Annotated in this window: 18 protein-coding genes and 1 other annotated feature; of the genes, 2 read left to right on the top strand and 16 right to left on the bottom strand. The window is 51.0% G+C overall.

Annotation, left to right across the window (positions count from 1 at the left end; all coding sequences use genetic code 11):
• Window positions 1–95: 95 nt before the first annotated feature.
• The 6 genes from upp to ACTQZS_RS05990 all read right to left on the bottom strand — a co-directional run bounded on the left by upp (window position 96) and on the right by ACTQZS_RS05990 (window position 7,253).
• A complete protein-coding gene (upp, locus tag ACTQZS_RS06015) occupies window positions 96–725 on the bottom strand; it encodes a uracil phosphoribosyltransferase (RefSeq protein WP_441475011.1) in 630 nt (209 codons plus the stop codon).
• A 198-nt stretch (window positions 726–923) separates the two neighbouring features.
• A complete protein-coding gene (gene rpiB / locus ACTQZS_RS06010) occupies window positions 924–1,358 on the bottom strand; it encodes a ribose 5-phosphate isomerase B (protein WP_441475010.1) in 435 nt (144 codons plus the stop codon).
• Between the two features lie 74 nt (window positions 1,359–1,432).
• Entirely contained in the window at window positions 1,433–2,509 is a 1,077-nt protein-coding gene (locus ACTQZS_RS06005; RefSeq protein ID WP_441475009.1) for an L-threonylcarbamoyladenylate synthase, read from the bottom strand.
• A gap of 3 nt (window positions 2,510–2,512) precedes the next feature.
• Window positions 2,513–3,163 carry a hypothetical protein gene (locus tag ACTQZS_RS06000; protein ID WP_441475008.1) on the bottom strand — a complete coding sequence of 217 codons (651 nt, stop codon included), beginning with the start codon at window positions 3,161–3,163 and terminating at the stop codon, window positions 2,513–2,515.
• A 207-nt stretch (window positions 3,164–3,370) separates the two neighbouring features.
• The gene (locus ACTQZS_RS05995) at window positions 3,371–5,059 is read right to left on the bottom strand and encodes a glycosyl hydrolase family 18 protein (protein ID WP_441475007.1); all 1,689 of its coding nucleotides are present in this window, start codon (window positions 5,057–5,059) and stop codon (window positions 3,371–3,373) included.
• 505 nt (window positions 5,060–5,564) lie between these two features.
• The gene (locus ACTQZS_RS05990; RefSeq protein WP_441475006.1) at window positions 5,565–7,253 is read right to left on the bottom strand and encodes a hypothetical protein; all 1,689 of its coding nucleotides are present in this window, start codon (window positions 7,251–7,253) and stop codon (window positions 5,565–5,567) included.
• A 111-nt stretch (window positions 7,254–7,364) separates the two neighbouring features.
• Between ACTQZS_RS05990 and tnpA the strand changes: the two genes are divergently transcribed.
• Complete coding sequence (gene tnpA, locus ACTQZS_RS05985) at window positions 7,365–7,841, top strand: IS200/IS605 family transposase (protein ID WP_441475005.1); 477 nt, start codon at window positions 7,365–7,367, stop codon at window positions 7,839–7,841.
• A 301-nt stretch (window positions 7,842–8,142) separates the two neighbouring features.
• Here tnpA and ACTQZS_RS05980 read toward each other — a convergent pair whose 3' ends face one another.
• A complete protein-coding gene (locus tag ACTQZS_RS05980; RefSeq protein WP_441475004.1) occupies window positions 8,143–8,388 on the bottom strand; it encodes a hypothetical protein in 246 nt (81 codons plus the stop codon).
• Window positions 8,389–9,311: 923 nt separating this feature from the next.
• On the opposite strand from ACTQZS_RS05980, the gene ACTQZS_RS05975 reads away from it, so the two are divergent.
• The gene (locus tag ACTQZS_RS05975) at window positions 9,312–10,118 is read left to right on the top strand and encodes an adaptor protein MecA (RefSeq protein ID WP_441475003.1); all 807 of its coding nucleotides are present in this window, start codon (window positions 9,312–9,314) and stop codon (window positions 10,116–10,118) included.
• A 121-nt stretch (window positions 10,119–10,239) separates the two neighbouring features.
• On the opposite strand, the gene ACTQZS_RS05970 is transcribed toward ACTQZS_RS05975, so the two are convergent.
• From ACTQZS_RS05970 to ACTQZS_RS05930, 9 genes are all read right to left on the bottom strand, one after another.
• A complete protein-coding gene (locus tag ACTQZS_RS05970; protein ID WP_441099898.1) occupies window positions 10,240–10,497 on the bottom strand; it encodes an HPr family phosphocarrier protein in 258 nt (85 codons plus the stop codon).
• A complete protein-coding gene (gene whiA, locus ACTQZS_RS05965) occupies window positions 10,490–11,461 on the bottom strand; it encodes a DNA-binding protein WhiA (protein ID WP_441475002.1) in 972 nt (323 codons plus the stop codon). Before whiA ends, ACTQZS_RS05970 begins: the two co-directional genes overlap by 8 nt.
• A 4-nt stretch (window positions 11,462–11,465) precedes the next feature.
• Entirely contained in the window at window positions 11,466–12,344 is an 879-nt protein-coding gene (gene rapZ / locus ACTQZS_RS05960; protein WP_441475039.1) for an RNase adapter RapZ, read from the bottom strand.
• Between the two features lie 262 nt (window positions 12,345–12,606).
• Window positions 12,607–13,521, bottom strand: coding sequence for a UDP-N-acetylmuramate dehydrogenase (gene murB / locus ACTQZS_RS05955; protein WP_441475001.1), 915 nt, complete (start codon window positions 13,519–13,521; stop codon window positions 12,607–12,609).
• Between the two features lie 19 nt (window positions 13,522–13,540).
• Window positions 13,541–15,190 (bottom strand): tetratricopeptide repeat protein, encoded by a 1,650-nt coding sequence (locus ACTQZS_RS05950; RefSeq protein ID WP_441475000.1) that lies wholly within the window; start codon window positions 15,188–15,190, stop codon window positions 13,541–13,543.
• Window positions 15,191–15,352 (bottom strand): hypothetical protein, encoded by a 162-nt coding sequence (locus tag ACTQZS_RS05945; protein WP_441474999.1) that lies wholly within the window; start codon window positions 15,350–15,352, stop codon window positions 15,191–15,193.
• Window positions 15,353–15,520: 168 nt separating this feature from the next.
• Complete coding sequence (locus tag ACTQZS_RS05940) at window positions 15,521–16,819, bottom strand: bifunctional folylpolyglutamate synthase/dihydrofolate synthase (RefSeq protein ID WP_441474998.1); 1,299 nt, start codon at window positions 16,817–16,819, stop codon at window positions 15,521–15,523.
• On the bottom strand, window positions 16,816–18,924 hold the full coding sequence (locus ACTQZS_RS05935; protein WP_441474997.1) for an LTA synthase family protein: 2,109 nt from the start codon (window positions 18,922–18,924) through the stop codon (window positions 16,816–16,818). The genes ACTQZS_RS05940 and ACTQZS_RS05935 overlap by 4 nt, the downstream gene beginning before the upstream one ends.
• Window positions 18,925–18,952: 28 nt before the next feature.
• Window positions 18,953–21,607 (bottom strand): valine--tRNA ligase, encoded by a 2,655-nt coding sequence (locus ACTQZS_RS05930; RefSeq protein ID WP_441474996.1) that lies wholly within the window; start codon window positions 21,605–21,607, stop codon window positions 18,953–18,955.
• A gap of 62 nt (window positions 21,608–21,669) precedes the next feature.
• Window positions 21,670–21,924, bottom strand: a binding site (T-box leader).
• Between the last annotated feature and the right edge of the window lie 9 nt (window positions 21,925–21,933).

The raw sequence follows: 21,933 nt of genomic DNA, 5'->3' as shown, positions 1-21,933 counted from the left end.
ACGCAGACAGATCGCCTGTAGGATCGCAAGTGTACGAAGCATGGGCAATCCGCAGCTTATACAATGTGTGCCCCTGTTCACAACATGTCGGCGCTTTACTTTGTTCCGAAAATCCTGTCTCCCGCATCGCCGAGTCCGGGCACAATGTATCCTTGTTCATTCAGATGATCGTCCAGCGCGCCTACCACGATCGATACATCCGGATGTTCCTTCTGCAGGCGCTCCAGTCCCTGCGGCGCCGCAATAATACACAGGAAATGGATTTTCTGGCATCCATGCTTTTTCAGCTGGCGGATCGCGTCACACGCAGAGCCTCCGGTCGCAAGCATCGGATCCACCACAAAAACCTCACGTTCTTCAATGTCGGAAGGAAGCTTACAGTAATACTCCACCGGCTGCAAGGATTCTGGATCTCTGTACATGCCGATGTGTCCGACCTTTGCGGCGGGGATCAGCGTCTGGATACCGGAAACCATTCCCAGACCCGCACGAAGAATCGGTACGATGGCCAGCTTCTTGCCGGCCAGTCTCTGAACGGTTGTTTTTGTGATCGGTGTCTGGATCTCAACATCCTCAAGCGGAATACTGCGTGTTGATTCATAGCACTCCAGCATGGCAATCTCGGAGATAATTTCGCGAAATTCCTTGGTTCCCGTACTTTCCTCGCGGATGATTCCGATTTTATGCTTGATCAGCGGATGATCCATAATAATTACTTTTCCCATTTTTCTTCCTTTCCACTCATATAAATGCAAGACACAGGTTCCTTACAGACGATCTGTCTCCGTCCGGACACAGGTGCCGCATTCTCCGGCAAATTACCGCTTCCTTCCGGCATCCAGGTCCTTTGCATTACTGTTTCCACGAGTTGTTCCTCTGCAACATGCAGCGGGCTTTCTTCCGGCAATTCGATTTTCGCCTCGTTACTGTTCCTCTTCAATCTTACGGATCCTTCGGATATGTCTCTCCCCTTCCGAGAACGGTGTGCTTAGAAACGCATCTACAATTCCGCACGCAACTCCGGGTCCCGTGACTCTTCCGCCCATCGCAAGTACATTGGCATCGTTATGCTCCCGCGTTGCCCTCGCCATATACTCGTTCGTGCAGAGTGCGCAGCGGATTCCCTTCATCTTATTTGCAGTGATCGAGATGCCGATTCCGGTACCGCAGATCAGGATTCCCTTCTCGCAGCTTCCATCCTGAACAGCGTGCCCGACCTTGTGGGCATAATCCGGGTAATCGACAGATTCTTCGCTGAAACATCCAAAATCCCTGTATGCGATTCCCTTAGCATCAAGATGAGTTTTGACCTCCTGCATCAGCCGGTAACCGCCATGGTCACATCCAAGTGCTATCATTTTGTCCTCCTTCTCTGCAGCACGCATGTGCTGATCTGTATCTGCCTCTTTCTGAAAACCCGGTCAGGCACCTATCACGCCTGAATCACTTCATGGCCGGCCGCCTTGATCAGACGATTCATGATTGCCTGACCCATTCTCGGTGTCTCAAAGGATTCTGTATAGATATAGTCAACCCCGTCAGCATCGAAGTCCCGCAGAATCTCATATAGATGGTGCGCAATAGTCCTGTCGTCTGCCCTGCTTCCAATACAACGGATATCTCCTTCTGTGTACCGGTCCCGGCTCTCCTCTGTGCAGATGATACCGACACGAAAGCCCTCCGAAAGTCTCTTTTCGGTCAGCTCCCGGATTTTTGAAAAAACAGCCTCCGGCTGTCCCTCTACGATCGCAAGATCTGCCTTCGGCGCATAATGCTTGTACCGCATGCCCGGTGCCTTCGGCCGCACATGAATATTCTCGGACATGATACCAGGGTCAACTGTGACCTCTCCGATCACCTTCTCCAACATCTCCTGATTCAGAAAACCCGGACGCAAAATGACCGGATGTCCCTCACTGAAATCCACAATCGTAGACTCCAGACCGATATTCACCTGACCTCCGTCAATGATCATATCGATCTTGCTGCCGAGATCCTCCTCCACATGACTGGCGAGTGTCGGGCTCGGTCTTCCGGACGTATTCGCGCTCGGCGCGGCAACATATCCTCCTCCCTGGCGGATCATCTCCCTTGCAATGGCATTGTCCGGAAAACGAACCGCCACCGTATCCAGCCCTCCCGTTGTCTCATAGGGAACCAGATCGGTCTTCTGAAAAATCATGGTCAGCGGTCCCGGCCAGTATCTCTCTGCAAGTCTCCTTGCTCCCTCCGGGAACTCACGAACCAGCGGAAATAGATGCTCCAGATCTGCGATGTGTACAATCAGCGGATTGTCCGAGGGTCTTCCCTTCGCGGCATAGATCTTTCGGGAAGCCTCAGGATCCAGGGCATTTCCTCCAAGTCCGTAGACCGTCTCCGTCGGAAACGCGACAAGGCCTCCCTCTCTCAGAATTCTTCCCGCCTCACGAAGGGCATCCATATCCAGGTTATCTTCCGTCATCCTGACAATTTTTGCTTTTCCAGTCTGCATGGATCGGTTCACTTCCATCCTTTAATAATCATCTTCGCGAAGCGGCAGGTCACAGTTCTCCCCTATCTCCGGGCTTTCGTTCACAATATCCTGAATCGTCTTGTAGGAATTCATGAACTGCTTCTGCACGCGGTTGAAGATCTCGACAACATTTGCAAGCTCTTCCTGGACAGCTTCATACTTCTGTTTCCCCTCGCGGTTGATCTCATCAACTTCCTTCTGCACGCCCGCCAGAGTTTTCTGTGCCTCCACCTGCGCTTCGTCACGAATTTTCCTTGCTTCCGTCTCCGCCTCTGAGATTCTTCTCTGCTTCTCAGCCTCAGTCTCACGGTCAATCTGCTTTGCGCGGATCTTTGCCTCATAGATCAGGCTTCCGATTGTCTCATAATTATCGACATACGACTGATACTTCTCGCGGATGGTTTTCTCCATCTTGAGGATCTCCTGATCCCGCGCCTCCAGTGTCTCCTGAAGCTCCGCAATCTTTGCGTCCTTTTCACTGATCTCGTTATCCTTCGCTGCAAGGGCTTTCTTTGCATCCGCGAGATCCCGGATTATTTTGCTCTTTTCCTGATAGGCATTATCCTTTAATCGCTGAATCTCAGCCAGCACATCGTCCTTGTCGTACCCTCCAAATGCGGTAGTCTTGAACAATTCTTCATTTTCGGCCATAGCGGTTACCCCCTTTGATCGTATACTCCCGTAATCGAAACGAGATAAAACGCACTTCGCGGGTTTTATCTCGTCTTCGCAATGCCCGCCATAAGGCGATGAGCGCCCGGCTCACCGTAAGCGTAAGTAAAGTATAGCACAGCATCCCCGGATTTTAAATCTCGGATTCCATTCCGGCTTTTCTCCCTGCCCGTCCGCGATCTCTGCTCACTCGCTGTCTTTCAGATAACTGCTGATGATTTTCCAAACATCAGATCGCTCGTAGCCGAGCCTCCATTCCGCAACACCGGCAAGACCCGCCTTTCGGATCAGTTTCATCTTCTCTTCGATGGATTTTTCATCCTCCAGCCAGATGCTGTAGGTCTCATCACCCACGGTGACACTCCCCGTGTTCTGACCGCTTTCCGAATCCCATCTTGTCTGGATACCAAGAGACTTTACCCACTCGTCCGCCTCGTCCATACCAAGAGCCTCACTCGAAGGTGCCTCCCCGGACACCGTCGTCCAGCCCCTCGTGTAAAACGGGATCGCGTTGATCACCTGGTCAGCGGAAACCTCCGCAAGCGTATCCTCAATGCCCTGCTTTACAAAGGAGAGCGAGGCAACCGACCCCGCCTCGTCGGATCCCGCCGTGTGCTCGTCGTATCCCATGATAACAAGATAATCCACGGTTTTCGCCTGTTCGGCACGATTCAGATATGCTGTATATACCGGAACATAATTATCTACGGAGACAATCAGATCTTTCGCATGAGCGGCAACGGAGAGTTCCCGAAGAAACTGCAGATACTGCGGCGTGTTCTCTGCAGTAACCGTTTCAATATCGACATTGATTCCGTCCATTCCCGTGTCTTCCGCAGCCTGAATCAGCTGAGTGATCACGAGAGAACGGCTGTCACCGTCCATCAGTATGGTGCCGATGTCGGCCTTGCTTCCGCCCACGTCCTGCAGACATCCCCATACCTCAAGTCCTGCGTTATGCGCCATGTTCACATATTCCGCATTGGCGTAGGAAGTCAGCTTCCCCTTGTCATCGGAAAAGCTGAACCACGTCGGAGAAATCGTATTCAATCCCTCCGCATCCTTGGTCAGCTCGGTGAAAGAGCCCGTTCCATCATCATTCTCACTGCAATACTGCCAGGCGAGATTAATCTTCTGATCCGCGAACTTATGGTCAAAGATGAAGCGGGAGTCCGTGGTATGCTTGATCGTACCCTCAGGAGCTGTCTTCAGCTCCGACTTCAGAATATATCCGATAAATCCGTCACTCGTGGACACCTGACACCATTCATCCGCATTCCCAGTCAGAACAACGACGTCGCCTTCCTTCACGCTGGTCAGAACATCGCTCTTCGGACCGCCGCGGAAGCGGATCACATCATCTTTTGTCACCGTCTCTGCCGTAAGGTTCGTCCATTTGGTTCTTGCAACGACTCTCCACGGATCCTGATACACTTCAAGATCGATATCCGAATTCTCCCCGATACAGTCCGCAGAGATATACACGGTGTCTCCGTCCTTCAGAACCGCATTGCTCCCGTCATCAGGCGTCCAGGTTTTTGTGCCGTCCGGAAGAGTGAGCAGAAGCTTTCCGCTGCCGCTTTCCCAGAAAAATCCCGGATTCAGATAGTTCTCCACGGTATCATAATCTACATACACCTGATTGTTCTTTACCAGCCCCTTGGTCTCCAGAACGGCGTCATCCACAACCAGTGCCGCCTCCTTCCCGGATGTAAGACCAAAGTAGGAATCCAGATCCATCTGATCATAGGTAAAGGAATGCCGGTTATAGATAAATGCCGCAGTTCCGATAATCAATACTACAATGATACCAAAAATAACAGCAGGGAGAACAGAACGCTTTCCCCTCCTGCTTCTCTTTCGCGAATTCGACATAACAGACCTCTTGCGCCTCAAACGGACGTCTTTTTTTACAATATATTTCCGTGCCAGGCGAAAGGACCCTGCTGCTCATTCATCCATGCCCGCCTGCTCAGGCGCTGCGGCCGAAATCCGCTCTGTCACAATCGGACTTATTTTAACATGTTAAATGAGGCATGGCAAGGAGAGCACCTTCCTTGAACTACCCCAACTGACCGAAGTCAGTTGGGGATTCCGATGGGTCAGCCTTGCGGCTTCCCCATAAGAACCCTCGGTTTTACCAGCTACGAGGTATATGCATGCTCTTTTCGAAACAAAGAAACCGAAGCCTCCCGAATCTAATGGGACATGCTTTCGAAGTCCGCATAGAAGCGTCCGTCCCCGCACCAGAGAGTGACATACAACTGCCGAGGCCAAATGTCGGGGTACCGCTATACGGCGTGATCCCTTGCGGGATGTTAATGATTACTACGATAGAAAACGGCAGATACCGGTTTTCTCGAAACAATACCGTTTATGATTACAAAGCGGCTGTGTACCAGGCAGGACAGCTTTTATCGTTCTGCCGCAGCCAGTCTTTTAATTTTGTGACAGTGCCAAGGTCCGGAAGATCCAGGTAGAAAGCATGTGTCCGGATTCCGGACAGCTTCTTATACAACGCCACGTCTTTTTCTGCAGCATAATAAGGGCCGGTCTGCTTTTTGCTGTCGAGAAGGTGTCCGTACACATCAGGGATGATAAGCTCGTCCAGTCTTTCCAGAGCACGGAGTCCGATGCAGTAAGCCGCGGCGGTATGGACGGAGATTCCGTACTTTCGCATGAACAGCAGCTTTCCCCAGAAGCTCGTATAGGCCGGATCTACGTACAGGACAGAAAAACCTTTGCGGCTTCCCTGTGAATCCAGATGAAAGCGAAACTTTTGATAAGCAAAGGACGAAACGAGGAAGTTGGATCTTTTTACGCTGTATTTCATGGAAGCCCGTTTTGTGGTAAGATCCAGATTCTCAAATACCAGCGGTCTGCCGGTTTCCTTGTTGAGTACTGCCACCCGGGAGACTACGTCGCCTATGATCTGATTGCGTTGCGTCGATGACTTATGTTCCAGGTCAAATGGGATTTTCCCATAACGAAGCAGTTTACCGGAAGGATCCACTTCCACCCATGCCAGATGATCCACATTCAGGTCACAGGAGATGCATCCCTCGGACAGATCCGCCGACGCTTCATGATCCGGGAGATCAAAGTTGGCGGATACGATTAAATATTCCCGGCCGTTTCCATCTGTCATCCGTTTCATCCGATAGCTGACGGCCTGACGAAGGTCTTTGCTGCACTGGAAACACGCGCGCCATTCCGCCTCATACCGCGCAAGGTGAAACTTTGGAAAAACAACCGTTCCCATCCCTTTCGGAAGATCCCAGTGCAGGTTTCCCGTTTCATCCGGATGGACCAGATAATTCCCATAACGGCTGGTATGCCTTCCGGTTGCCTGCATGGTTCGATATCTTCTTCGATGGAACTCTCTGCGCCATGTGTCGTCGCATCCGACGGTATCCTTGGTTTTATAAAATGCCATGGATCCGAACAAAATACGATCCGGGTTGGACTTGCCAAGTTTTTCCAACTTACACTCCCTGCGTCGGAAAGCTGCCTGTACGTTGTGCAGCCGCGCATTGGTATTGCGGATCCGCTGTTCGACGAGACGTTCATATTCTTCCAGAGCGTAGACGTGTCTTCCACCGGGAAAAGCCGTCTGCCCGCTGATTTTCATCATACAGCCCTTATAGGGCCGTTTGAATTTCCCGGTCCTAACATATGACACAATCGTTTGTTTGATCGCCCGCAGTTTTGTCAGGCTTTCCGTCAGGGAGATGATCTTTCTCTTCCGGGCAGCCAGATCATCTTTGATCCTTGCGAGATACCACTTCCGGAATTCTCTTTGTGAGGATAAGAGACCGGTGACTTCCGCATAGAGAGAAGTGGAATAATAATCATTGATGCCGTACTCCTTCATCCATGCGCTGTAGGTTATCTTTTTCAATCCAAGGATATCTCCCTTGGATCCCGGGAGATATCGATTGGCGTATATTGCATTATACATTTGGATCTTGAAATCGTTATAGCAACAGATCGATTGGATACAGAGATCAAATGCGCCTGACGCTAATTCTTCTTTATAATACCTTGGCCCGTTGATCGTAACCTTCATGTTTTATCCTCACATAAGATTGATTCAAATGCTTATTTATGTTAGTATTATAGCATGCAGTGTGTAAAATATGAAACGCAACATTACATTTATTTTGGAGGCTCAAAGGCCATGGAATATACAAAGGGCGCGCATTCGGTTTACAGTATGACCTACCATGTTGTACTGGTTACAAAATACAGGAGACCTGTTATGACGGAAGAGATGCGCGCGGCTGCAAAAGAAAGGGTTGCGTATCTTCTCAAGCTGTATGACGGGCGGATGATTGAAATGAAAGGAGAGCCCGACCACCTGCATATTCTGTTCAGCGTTCCACCGGCAAAAGCACCGGCTGTAGTCATAGCAACACTGAAAACGCAGCTGTCCAAGTTTTTCAAAGCGGAATACCCCGAACAGGTGAAACGATATCTCTGGAAGGATGCTTTCTGGTCGTCTAGTTATTTCGTATCAACAACAGGCGGTGCTTCCACCCCGACGCTTGAAGCGTATATCCGTGACCAGGGAACGGAACATCACAAACGAAAGTATGTGTGGTCCGGCAAGTATGCCAAGAAAAGAAAAAGGGCCGATTCATCCCCGACCGACTAAGGTCGGATCGGGGCGTTCTCGGCAAAAAATAGGTAAAAAAAAACAGGAAACTGCTCTTCGTAAGCGTCAAACGAGATAAAACACGCTGCGCGAGTTTTATCTCGCTATCGCGACGCTCGCCGCACACGAATACTTCGCATTCGGCTGCGGCTCACTGTTCGCGTAAAAAAGAGCCCCCTCCGGATGCGCGGATACGGTCGGGTATCTCTCATCGTCAGAAACGCAGCCGGTGAGGCTCTTATGATAATCTGACGCATCACGGCCATTCAAATTGCCGAACTGCCATCTGTGCCATTCTGTATCAGTTATCTGTCATTCTTCCTGATTCGTTGTGAATCAGATTATAATTGAGCATTTTCTCTCCAGTCACCGGATCATAATAAAAATCCGGCATGTAACATCCCCCTTCATGAACGGCATTTGCCCTCGCATTTTCAATCAGGATCGGGTTACTGGGATGATTGTCCAGATAAAGCTTCCACCCCTTCTCCTCCCACTGGAAGAGCTCCGACTCCGATGAATTCATCATTGCTCCTTCATAATACATTCTGATTCCCCCTCCCAAAAAACGTCGAAATATTACTGTATAAGCTCTTCGAAAACGCAGACAGGATCGTCACGCGCGAAGCGTGTGTAAGAGACTGGATGCGATTTCGAAGGCAACAGGTATGAGGATGAAGCGCGAACGCGCGAAATCCGAATACCTGTAGGATTGCGAGAGTGCGAAGCACGGAGCAATCCGTAGCTTATACGTATAAAGCCGTCGTCAAGCGGGCAGTTTTGGGCATGCGAAGCATGCACAGAAAACTGCATGCTTGATCGACGCTAACATGTATGAGCATGGAGCGATGCGAAGCAACGCGAGAATGCGAATACATGTGGCAGCTGCGTGAGTTGCGAAGCAACGGAGCAGCTGGCTTTATACACATTGGCGCACCCCGCCTGCGGCACAACAACCACATTGCCCTACTGCCATCAGTACAGATCTTTCCTTCCCACGCATGAAATCACCGGGAACGGTACTCTCAGAGATTCCGGAATCAGCGGAATCTGCCGGGATTCCGCGTTCCGGCTCCAGCAATCCATCACTGGAAGGAAAGAAACTTTAAGTGATAAACTGCTAAAAAAATAGGATTCTTCCGTGATAAAACTATATTGAATGAAAAATGGGATTCTTCCGGATAAGAACAGACCTCTGCCGGGAGGCAGTATTGGAAGAACAGAAAATATGGAAGAATAAGAAATATAGAAGAAAGACATTTCAGATTACAACCAGAAATATCCGCATAAGCTCTGACGAACTACATAACAGACCGGTACATAAGGATCACCTCTTTTCCTCACGCCGCCGATGTATTTCATGTATGTATATTATACATAATGCAGGTATATTGCACAAGCAGAAATATCCGAACCACTTTACAATTTTTCAGAGTGTGGTATATACTGTGGCTGAAAGGAAGTGATGAGATGAAAATCGAAAAAATTAGCGATAATAAAATACGCTGTATTTTGACGAGCGAAGATCTTTCCAGCCGAAATATCCGGCTGAGCGAGCTCGCATACGGTTCCGACAAATCGCGCAAACTCTTTCAGGACATGATGAGAGAGGCACACTATGAAGTCGGTTTCGATTCCGGGAACTCTCCTCTGATGATCGAAGCGATCCCCACCTCTTCCGAAAGTCTGACTCTGATAATTACAAAGGTGGAAGACCCGGAGGAACTGGATACCAGATTTTCAAAATTTACCCAGCCGACTGCCTCCCTGGGTGACGGCCTTTTCTCTGATTCGACAGGGGGCGATGCGGCCACCCTTGCGGAACTCTTTGACCGGCTGTTCGAGGCGAGAAGGAAGGACACCGGTGACACCGGAAAATCCGTTGCAGCCAAAGATGCTGCAGGGAACAAAACAGACGCTTCTCCTGCCACAGAAACCGCGGACTCCAGACGCTCAAAGCTGAATGATATGCTTCCAAAAAAGCTCATACAGGTATTCCAGTTCCGGAGCCTGGACGACGTCATTTCAGCGTCCAAAGCGGTTCACAATTTCTACAGAGGATCAAATTCGCTCTACAAGACCGAGGCGGAGCAGAACAATTACGAGCTGATCCTGCATCAGTCCGGGATGTCTCCGGTGGATTTTTACCGGACCTGCAACATTCTGAGTGAATACGGCACATGCAGCACAGTGGATGAAGCCGGCGAAGCTTTTCTGCGGGAGCACGGCACTTCCCTGATTTCGTCAAATGCGCTGTACAGGCTTTCACAGCTTTGACAATGAGATAAAGGGACGGCAAAAGAGCTTCTGATCTGAGTTCAGATCAGAAGCTCTTTTGCTGTCTACATATCTTCACATTTTCAGAGGCGGCCGCCCCGCCCGTGTAAATAAATCCGTTTCACTTGTCCTGTGTGAGATAGCTGCGGATGTTCTGAATTGCTTCCTGCTCATCTGCGCCGTCAGCGGTTACAATCACATTCTCACCGTTATCCAGTCCCAATGTCATCATTCCCATGATGCTTTTCGCATTTACCTTCTTTGTACCGCTCTCAAGATAAATGCTGCTCTCATACTGACTTGCCACCTGAACCAGCATAGCGATCGGCCTGGTCTCAAGTCCGTTGGAAATCTGAATTGTAACATTATCTTTAATCATCCTGAAAATTGCCTCCTTGTTTCTCCCTCAGGTCCTCAGCAATGATACTGATCTTCCTTAATCTGTGGTTGACCCCTGACTTACCCACCGGAGAGCTGAGATGCTTTCCAAGCTCAGATAAAGTCGCTGTCGGATATTGTAACCTAATGTTAGCCATTTCGTCAAGTGCTTCCGGTAAATTGGACAGACCGATCCGCTCCTCGATCAGCCGTATATCCGCTATCTGCTTTGCCGATGCCGTGGCCGTCTTGTGGATATTTGCTGTCTCGCAGTTGACCTGACGGTTCACATTTCCCCGCACTCCGCGCACAATCCGGATATTCTCAAACTCAAGCAGAGAAGCGCTCGCGCCCATCATGCCCAGCAGATCAGAAATCTGCTGACTATCCTTCACATAGACAACCCTGTATTTTTTTCGCTGAACAACCCTTGCGTCAACCTCCAGCATCTCCAGGATATCCCGCACTCCCTCGGCCTGCTCCTCCGTGGTACATACGATTTCCAGGTGATATGACGTGTTCGGATCGCTGATCGAGCCACCGGCCAAAAAAGCGCCCCGGATAAATGCCCGCTTGCAGCAGGTCCTCTGAAGAATGACCTGCCGGCTGATCGGCACACTGTCAGAGATGCGTTCCCTCTCATCGAGAAAGCGCACCGCCTGCAGAATACGAACGGCGGTCTCCCTGTCTTCCACGATAATCTGGTACAGATCCGTCTTTTTTCTCCTCTTATCTTCCACTCTGACAAGCTCCGGACGGATGCGGAAGATTTTCTTCAGCAGCGACAGATATTTATCCGCGACATCCATGTGCTCCGTGCGGAAAACGATCTGATAATCATCTTCTTCCGTCGTCCTGACCGTCGCGCAGAAAATCAGAATCGCAGCAAGCTCGGCAATCTGACAGTGTCTGGCCGGACCAGCCTGGCCGATAAGTTCTTTTTTTACCTCTCCGGAAAAAGACATGATTTCATGATTTCCTTCTCGCGGCATCCTTATCGATGTCGCGGTGCTCAATTCGAAGTCCGTACTCGCCGGAGTGGTCGAGGCGGTGATACAGTTCCTCGGCAAGGGTAACCGAGCGATGCTTGCCGCCGGTGCATCCCACGGCGATTACAAGCTGCGTCTTCCCCTCCTCGATGTAATTCGGGATCAGAAACTGCACCATGTCCACCAGCTTTGCGATAAACTGCCTGGACACATCGTATTTCATGACAAAATCATGAACCTCGCGATCCTTTCCGGTCAGATGCTTCAACTCCGGAACATAGTATGGATTCGGCAAAAACCTTACATCAAAGACGAGATCTGAATCGGCCGGGATGCCGTACTTGAATCCAAAGGACAGGATCGTAACCATGAGACTCTTGAAATCTTCATCCTCAACAAAAATCTTCTCCAGTTCCGATCTCAGCTCTCTGGTGAGAAGCTGACTCGTGTCCAGAATATAATCTGCCGCCTTTTTCAGTTCTTCCAGCTGCTCCCTTTCCCTGGCGATCCCGGTCTCGACCCTGCCTCCCTTCGCGAGAGGATGGCTTCGCCTCGTCTCCTTATAGCGCTTGATCAATGTACTGTCATCTGCATCCAGGAACAGAATCTTGTAGCGAATTCCCTTCTCCCGGAGCCCGCGCAGCACATCGCGAACCTCCGTCAGGCTTCCGCTTCGGATATCGACTCCCATCGCTACCTTATGAATCCTGCCCTCTTCTCCGTCAACGGTAAGCTCGATCATTTTTCCGATCAGAAAGACGGGAAGATTATCAACACAGAAATATCCCATATCCTCGAGCATTTTCAGAGCGGTGGACTTCCCCGCTCCTGACATGCCGGTTACAAAAACAAGTTCCAGTTCATCCATCTGCCTTCATCCTTTCCGATCTGCAATTATCCAGATCTGATACGGTTCTCACACTGACCAAAGGCTCATAAGCTCCCAAATACGATTCCCGCACTGACCAAGGGCTCATGAGCTCTTAACCGCGGTTCCCGCACTGACCAAGGGCTCATGAGCTCCCAAATACGGTTCCCGCACTGACCAAAGGCTCATGAGCTCCCAAAACGGGATTTTGCCTTCATCCGGAGCTGATGTAAGAAAAAACAGCCCTCTGTTCTCAGTCCCGGAATCCCAGGAAACGGACCTCCGGCTCCAGATGCACCTGAAATTTATCCCAGACGCGCCTCTGAACCTGACCAATCAGTTCCCTCACGTCCTCTGCCGTCGCGTGATCACGATTGATCACAAAACCGCAGTGCTTCTCCGAAACCTGTGCGCCTCCTACCCGGAAACCGCACAGTCCTGCGTCCATGATCAGTTTTCCGGCAAAATATCCCTCCGGCCTTTTGAAGGTGCTGCCGGCACTCGGATACTCCAGTGGCTGTTTCGTTACGCGCGCATCCCGAAGTTCGTTCATCCTTGCGGTGATTTGCTCTCTGTCACCCTCTGTAAGCGAGACCTCCGCCTCCAGAACGATCCATCTCCGATCCATGATCCTGCTGTGACGATAACCGAGATCCAGATCCCCGACCGTGACAACGCGAACCTCCAGATTCTCATCAAGAACGGTCACAGATTTCAGAACATTCTTCATCTCTCCCCCGTAGGCCCCCGCATTCATCGTGCAGGCTCCCCCGAGCGTTCCCGGTATGCCGGATGCGAATTCCAGCCCAGCAAGCGAGTGATCTCTCGCCTCTGCCGCCAGTCTGGACAAAAGGATTCCCGCTTCCGCGTGGATTATACTTCCCTCTGTGTGGACGTGCTGCAGATTCTGATCAATCCGGATGATCACACCCCGGTATCCCTCATCGCTGACCAGAAGATTGCTCCCGTTGCCGATGATAAACCATGGAATCTCCTGACCCCGGCAGAATCTGACGGTTTCTGCCACCGCCTCGCCTGACGTCGGACAGACCATCAAATCCGCCGGGCCGCCGATCCGGAAGGTCGTATGCCGTGACATCGGTTCCTCGCGGAATGCGTTATCTGCGCCGACAATCCTCTGGATTTCAACTATTGCTTCATTATTCATGTGTGTGCGTATTCTCCCTTCAGCCTCCCCAGCCTGACTGATTGAGCCCGTTAGCTGCTCCTGCTGTTCCCACATCTGCTCCTGTATCTGTTCCGGCGGTATCACCATCTGCACCTGTACCCGTTCCGGCTGTTCCGGCGCCTGCTCCATTACCGGTTCCGTCTGTTCCCTCATCATCCGCTATACCGTCGCCGTCCGCGTCGGCGTATCCGTTGTTCTGCGTCCCTGCCGTGTCTGCCGCGCCGGCGGTGCCCGCAGTATTCTCTGCTGTACCTGCCGTATTCGCAGCCGCTCCGCTCTGTCCAGTGCCGGAACCGGGTGTCGTATAGGTTCCGCCAAGCTCGGTAATGGCATACTCCGCGTATTCCGCCCTCCGCGTGTCCGGATTCGCGTCGATGATCGCCTGATATTCAGCGATTGCCTTGTCCGTGTCCCCGTTTTTCGCGTAGGCCTGTGCAAGGAGATTCATTACCTCGTAGTTATCGGCAGCATCCGAGGAATCGGTCAGCGCCAGTGCCTTCTCAAGATACGAAACCGCATCTTTCCAGTTTTCCTGATAAAAAGCAGTCTGCCCCTGCGTCACATAGGAGCTGTATGCCTGGCTCTGAAGATCAGACTTAATTGAGTCATAGATCTCACTCGCCTCTGTTGAAAGCAGGGAATTGTCCACCTTTGCGAAAGCGTCTCCGGCAGACTCGTAATCCCCGTTCTGATAATCCACATACGCCTGAAGCAGATTGTCATAGGACTGCTCCGTCGACTGAAGATCGGCGACCTGATCCTTCGCTGAACTCACCGAGCTGGTTGAATCATCAACCTGCTGCTGAAGATCATTGATTTTGCTCTGCTGCGCGGCGATCGTCGTTGTATATTCCGTGATCCTGGAATTTGTCGACTCACTGAGGCTCTTCCGGACAGCCGGACCGACCACAAAGGCCGCTCCCGCGATGCCAATCAGAACACCAAACAGTACATTTACCAGTGTCAGATACGCCGGCCTCTCACGAAATGCAGCCTGCCTGACTGCGGCGTTCTGCTGCAGATCCTCGTCCGGATTCTCATTCTTCTTTCTGCCTCTTCTTCTGTCGCGGGTCCGAATGTCCATTGTCGTCGTTGTGCCCGTCGCCTCATCAATCTCCCTGAGGTAACGAAGCGCGGACGGATTGACCCTGTCGATGCGAAGCACCCGCTTCAGCATCCTTCGCGCGTGAGAATACTTTCCATCCTTGATCTCAATCAGTGCCAGAAGGAGATAAGCGCTGACGAGCTTCGGATTGCGGCTGACAATTTTTCGAAGCTCAACCGCCGCGATATCATCGTTTCCCTCCCGGCAGGATCTCAGCGCCTCATTGTACTGACGAATTGTCTGATTCAGCTGTTCCAGGTGCTTCGGATCCGACCGCAGATTCTGAATAAAGTAAGCAGCATCGTTTCCTGCAGGTCGGAGATTGGCGCTGATAACCCATTCACTCAGGGCGGAAACCGCCTCCCCTGTCTCATAATATACCAGCCCGAGAAGATTTCTGGCCTGGATATTATTCTTGTTAAACTGCAGGCTGATACGAAGCTTATCAACCGCGCCGGAAAGGTCACGGATCTGGGCCATATCAAGTCCCTGATTGTAATAGCTTCTCGACAGCTGCTCCGCTATATCTTGGCCGAAAACCATTCATGACTCCTTTTCTGTCTTCGAAGAATTCCTATGATTGAGTTCCAGTTCTCTGAGAAGATCGACAATGTCTGTCAGATCCTGATTTTTTATCGCATTCTCAACATTCTCCACATCAAGACTCGGCTTAAACTTTTTCAGTTCCTCGTCATAATCCAGCATACAGAACCTGCTCCTTTCGTGTGTGAACTCCGGCGTTTTCTCCTGTTTTACTTCGTCGCATCCAGGAAACCTTCCGTTTCTCCTTGCAGCGTTCAGATAAACCTTCCGTTCCTCTTTGCTCCGTTCGGATAAGCCCTCAGTTTCTCTTTGCCGCGTTCAGATAAACCCTCAGTTTCGCTTTTCAGCGTTCAGATAAGCCTTCAGTTCTCCCGCCAGATACAGCGAACCGACGCAGAACAGCATACCATCCTCCTTCAGGACAAGGGCCAGATCAAGAGCCCGCTCTGGTGAAGGCTCCGAGAAAACCGCCACCGCTCCATCATTCCGAAACAGCTCAGCAAGTTCATCCTCGGAAACTTCACGGCTGCCGGAGATCCGGGTCGTAATGACGCGGTCAGGGTGAATTCCCTCCACCAGTTCCCGGATCATGTCCTGGTATCTCTTGTCCCGGACACAGGAAAACAGCAGTGTGATCTCCTGATCCTTATGAAAATGTTCCACTGTTCTGACAAATTCGGCAATTCCGTCCGCATTGTGTGCGCCGTCAATGATGACATCCGGAAGCACCGTCTCCATCCGGCAGGGCCATTTCATCCGGTAAAGGCCTGTCGCCAGTTTTTCCTCCGGTATCCCATGTACCTTCTCCAGAAGTTTCATCGTGAAAAATGCGAGCGAGGCGTTCATCATCTGATACTCCGCGATCTGTGGAATTCTGAGGCGAACAGCAACAGTGTCATCCGGCGTGAAATCAAAAGTGACTCCTTCCTTCGTTGTACGCACCGCATGGTACATGGCAGGTGTCAGCTCATAGCAGGGCGCTCCAAGTTCCTCTGCGCGCTTCCGGATCACTTCGGAAGCTTCCCCATCATGTCCGTCAAAGATTACCGGTGCGCCCTCCTTGATAATCCCCGCCTTCTCAAAAGCGATCTCCGGGATTGTATCCCCGAGATACTCCGTGTGGTCCAGGCTGATCGATGTAATGATGGATGCGAGGGGATGCCGGATCACATTTGTCGCATCCAGCCTGCCTCCCATTCCGACCTCAAGGATCGTATAATCTACCTGTTTTTCCCGGAAAATCATAAGGCCCATCAGGAATAAGGTCTCAAAGTAGGTCGGATGAGTATCCCCCTCCGCCATGGTCAGCTTCACCGCTGCCATCACTTTGTCAAAAGCCTCTGTAAACAGATCATCACTCACCGTTTCTCCGTTGATCTGGTATCTCTCATTGATCCGGATCAGATGCGGAGAGGTGAAAAGTCCGACCTTATACCCACCCTCCATCAGCATAGAATTCAAATAGGCGCACACACTGCCCTTACCGTTTGTCCCGGCCACGTGTATAATCTTCATTCCCTCTTCCGGGTGTCCGAGCCTGTCCAGAATGCGTCGTGTGTGATCAAGAGACGTCTTGGTGGTAAATTTCGGGATGCTTTCAATATAATCTACTGTTTCATTGTATGTCAATTTTTGGTTGCCTCTCCCTTTTCAAGGTATAATGCGAGCGGTTTTTCATCCGTTTCCGACAGGATCTCATTCGAAGTATCACTCTTCTGGACAACACTGATCTCATCCGTGCCTTTCAGCTCTAGTCCCTGCGCAAGAAGCAGGCCGTTGCTGACACAGACCGTATCCTTCACTATGTCACCATTCACCGCAAGTCTGCTGGCCGCTGTGAAGTTCTGTCCATAAACGTAATAAAGCGGTTCCTCATTGGTTCCGGACTTCACGATCCGCTCCACACGAATCGGCTCAGTACCCATCTTCATATCGGTCGGTGCGAACGGGCTCGTTCCGTTATAGACGTACCTCTCTCCATACAGCATATCGTACTGCATAACCTCTAGATTGCTCTGGTAGAACCTGTCTCCACGCTCCGACTCATGGTATCTGACCAGAGTTCCGTCGTACAGCCCGAGTCTCTTCAGGACCTCGGCTCCGATCTGGTAGGCTGCCAGATTCTTGTTTTTCTTCTTCAGGCCCATGTTATCCCAGATGATATAGGGTGTTCGGTAAAGATTCCATCCCTTCACATCACTTTCCTTCAGTCCCATCGTCGGCAGATGATCTCCGTACATCACCAGAACAACCGGCTCATCAAAATTCTGAAGCGTATCCGTAAGCTCATGGACGAACTGATCCATCTCATGAATCTGCTCACAGTAATATTCCCACGAATAATCGTTCTGCTCTTTCTTCTCCGCTCCGGTCACAGTGATTTCCGGATCACTGATCACGGGCTCTGTCGGATAATCCCCGTGTCCCTGCACGGATACGGTGTATACATAGTCCGCTCCTTCCGTCGACTTCAGCGCCTTCATGATTTCCGCCGTCAGAATATGGTCCTTGACCCATCCGGTTTCCGTCACGTCGGTGATATCCGGCATGTATTCTTCGGAGGTGAAGGTGTCAAAGCCGAGATTCGGATAAACCGTGTTTCTCCCGTAAAAGGTCGCCTCATTATTATGAATGGCATGCGTACTGTATCCGACTCTCTTGAGATCGAAGGGAATACTCTCTACGGTTTCCTTTTTCAAGACCGTCTTGTAGGGATACTCACCGGCCCCAAAATAAGACAGGCTCATGCCGGTGATCGCCTCAAATTCTGTGTTTACAGTTCCGGCACCAACGACCGGCACCTTCAGCATACCGGAAGAGTATTTCTTCTGCAGCTTATGGAAATATGGGATCGGGTCCTCAGAAATCTTCAGACCTGTCACAGTCTCCGGATCAAAAAAGGACTCCAGCTGAAGAAAAACGAGATTGGTGTCCGCTGCTCCCTCCGTATCGGAATCGGGAAGCTTTTCATCCTCATCCTTCTCGATATAGCTGATCAGCTTCTCGGAATATCCGTTCGGCCGGTTCATTCCGGTATCAAAAACAGTGACCGAGAAGCAGTAAGGGAAGCCATAGTTCTGATACGACATGGCAAGGTTTCCGAAATAACTGGAAAGGATTCTTGTGTGGATACCCATCTCGGTAGCACCCGCAAAAAGGGCAATACTTGCGCCGACGATGACAACATCCACAAACCAGTTGCGTTTTCCCTGGTATTTCGGTGCCTTAAAGAAATAGCGGATCAGGAAGAAAATCCCTGCCGCCAGTCCGGCCATCATCAGGCCGAACAGAACCGGCGGAATATACTCCGTTACGACCTTCTTCGCGTCTGCGAGGAGCTTCAGATCCTGTCCCGTAAAAGGCGTGACGCGGTTTGACAGAATAATTCCGTTCGCCAGACTCAGTACAAACCAGAAGCCAGACACAAATACCCGCACCCAGACGCGCCTGCGGAACAGAAATGCCACCGACATCGTCGTAAAGATCAGAAACGCGTTGTACAGAAAGACAAGAGGACTTCCTGTCATGTATTTCCACGCGCCAATAAACGAACGCCTGGAGATCAGCTCCATGATAAAATAAAGGATGCAGCACCACAATGCCTGGAACGGCACCGAGAAACGGTTCATCAGACGGACCCAGTATTTCAGGTCCGCCCTCTTTTTCCTCCCGTTCAAACATTCTGTGTCATTCCCGTCGCAGTTATCCTTCTGTCCGAACACGATTCTCTTCATCTTTCTTTTTCTCCAGCTCCGTCTGCTCTCAGTTCTTCTCCAGCTGAGCCAGACGCTCTTCCACCTGAGCCATCATCTGTCTGTAATTTTCAAGCTTATCCCGCTCCTCCTGCACCTTCTTCTCCGGAGCCTTCTGAAGGAATTTTTCGTTTCCAAGCATTCCGTTCGAGCGGGCAATTTCCTTCGTCAGACGTTCTCTTTCCTTAGTCAGACGCTCTCTCTCCTTGTCGATATCGATCAGATCCGCAAACGGGATGTAAATCACCGCACCCGGTATGATCGCCGAAAAGGCATCGTCATCGATATTCTCCTTCGTCTTCTGAAGAGAAACGCTCTCCGCATGAGCAAGTGTTCCGAAGAACGACTCTGCCTCTCTGAACTTCTTCAGCACATCCTCCTCACCGGAAACGATGAAGACATTTGCCTTCTTGCTCGGCGGCACGTTATGAGAGCTGCGCACGTCACGAATTCTGCGAACCGCCTCCTTCATCAGCTCGACAGCTGACTCTTCCTCTTCAAAATGGTATTCTTCCCTATAGACCGGCCACGGAGAGATCATCACAGATTCCTCGTCCGGATTCAATGTACAGTAGATTTCTTCCGTGATGAACGGCATGAACGGATGCAGAAGCTTCAGCGCCTCCGAAAGAACGGTCTTCAGCGTCCAGAGAACCGGAAGCTTCTCGTCTTCGTTCTCACTGTAGAGCACCGGCTTGGACATCTCGATGTACCAGTCGCAGAACTCCTCCCAGATAAAATCATAGACCTTCTGAACCGCAATTCCAAGCTCATACTTGTCCATGTTCTCCGTGACATCCTTCGCGAGGGTATTCGCCTTCGAGAGAATCCACCGGGAAGCGTAATCCAGCCTTGCAGGATCCATTTCCTTCGGAACCTCCGTATCGCCGAGGTTCATCATGATAAATCTCGAAGCATTCCATACCTTGTTTGCAAAGTTCCGGCTCGCCTCAACCTTCTCCCAGTAGAAACGCATGTCATTACCCGGAGCGTTTCCGGTCATGAGCGTCAGACGCAGCGCGTCCGCGCCGTACTTGTCAATCACCTCGATCGGATCAATGCCGTTTCCAAGGGACTTGCTCATTTTTCTTCCCTGCGAATCACGGACAAGACCGTGAATCAGCACATGATGGAAGGGAACCTTCCCGGTCTGCTCAATTGCAGAAAACACCATCCGGATAACCCAGAAGAAGATGATGTCATACCCGGTCACCAGCACATCTGTCGGATAGAAATACTCCAGCTCCGGCGTCTTGTCCGGCCAGCCAAGCGTAGAGAACGGCCAGAGCGCGGACGAGAACCAGGTATCCAGCGTATCCTCCTCCTGACGGAAATGCGTTCCTCCGCACTTCGGGCATTTTGCAGGCGCTCCGCCGCGCTGTACAACCATTTCTCCGCAGTCCTCGCAGTAATAGGCCGGAATTCTGTGTCCCCACCACAGCTGCCGGGAGATACACCAGTCCTTGATGTTCTCCAGCCAGTGTGTATAGGTCTTGCCATAGCTCTCCGGAACGAACTGCAGATCGCCGCTGTTCAGCGCAGCCAGCGCAGCCTGTCCCATCTCCTTCATCCGGACAAACCACTGAGGCTTGACCATCGGCTCGACGGTTGTATGGCACCTGTCATGCGTACCTACAGAATGCGTGTGCGGAACGACCTTGACCAGAAGTCCCAGGTCCTCCAGATCCTTTACAATAGCCTTTCTCGCCACATAACGGTCCATACCCGCATATTTTCCGCACTTCTCATTCATGGTTGCATCATCATTCAGAATGTTGATTTCCTCGAGATTGTGACGTTTACCTACCTCGAAGTCATTCGGATCATGAGCGGGAGTGATCTTTACACAGCCGGTTCCAAATTCCTTATCCACATATTCATCCGCAATAACCGGAATCTCGCGATCAGTCAGCGGCAGCTTCAGCATCTTGCCGACCAGATCCTTATATCTCTCATCATCCGGATTTACGGCAACCGCGGTATCGCCCAGAAGCGTCTCCGGACGTGTCGTCGCGATCTCGACAAATCTTCCCTCTTCACCCACGATCGGATAATTGATGTGCCAGAAGAATCCGTCCTGATCCACATGTTCTACTTCTGCGTCTGACAGAGAGGTCTGACACTTCGGACACCAGTTAATGATACGGCTTCCCTTATAGATCCAGCCCTTCTCATAAAGGCGACAGAAAACCTCCTCAACCGCTTTTGAGCAGCCCTCATCCATCGTAAAGCGTTCTCTCTCCCAGTCAGCGGAGGATCCGAGCTTACGCAGCTGTTTCATGATCCGACTTCCATAGTTATCCTTCCACTGCCAGCAGTATTTCAGGAATTCCTCGCGGCCGATCTCGCGTTTGTCAATGCCCTTATCCTTCAGCATATTTGTGACCTTTACCTCGGTCGCAATGGCCGCGTGGTCGGTACCCGGCTGCCAGAGTGCCTCATATCCCTGCATTCTCTTGTAGCGGATCAGGATGTCCTGCATCGTATTGTCCAGTGCATGTCCCATGTGCAGCTGACCGGTTACATTTGGCGGCGGCATAACGATGGTGAACGGTTTTTTGTCCGGGTTCACCTTCGCGTGAAAATATCCCTTGTCCATCCAGTTCTGGTAAATACGGTCCTCAATGCCCTTCGGATCGTAGGTTTTGGCAAGTTCCTTACTCATGAAAAAAATCCTCCTCTGCCTTTTGGAAAAGCGAAAAAATAAAAGCCCCCTGCACACATCGTGCAAAGGGCGATCATATCGCGGTACCACCTTGCTTCACATATGTATCCGCGAAAGCAGAATCATATATGCCTCATTCTATCCGTTAACGGGGATCAGGCGGGAATCCCTGGCGACATGACGGAATGCTTTTCCGCGTCCTCAGGATTCCGACTCAGAAGCTACCTTCCGCACAGGGAAAACCCGGACCTCTCTCAGCAGCTGAAGTCCTCTCTGTCGGTGCCGTTGTGCGTACTCCTCTTCGTCACAGTCTTTTCATATTTAAC

This window comes from Bilifractor sp. LCP19S3_H10 (assembly GCF_052119185.1).
Classification (GTDB): Bacteria; Bacillota; Clostridia; order Lachnospirales; family Lachnospiraceae; genus Bilifractor.
The sequence above is the reverse complement of the archived record's forward strand: the minus strand, read 5'-3'. Positions and strand labels throughout refer to the sequence as shown.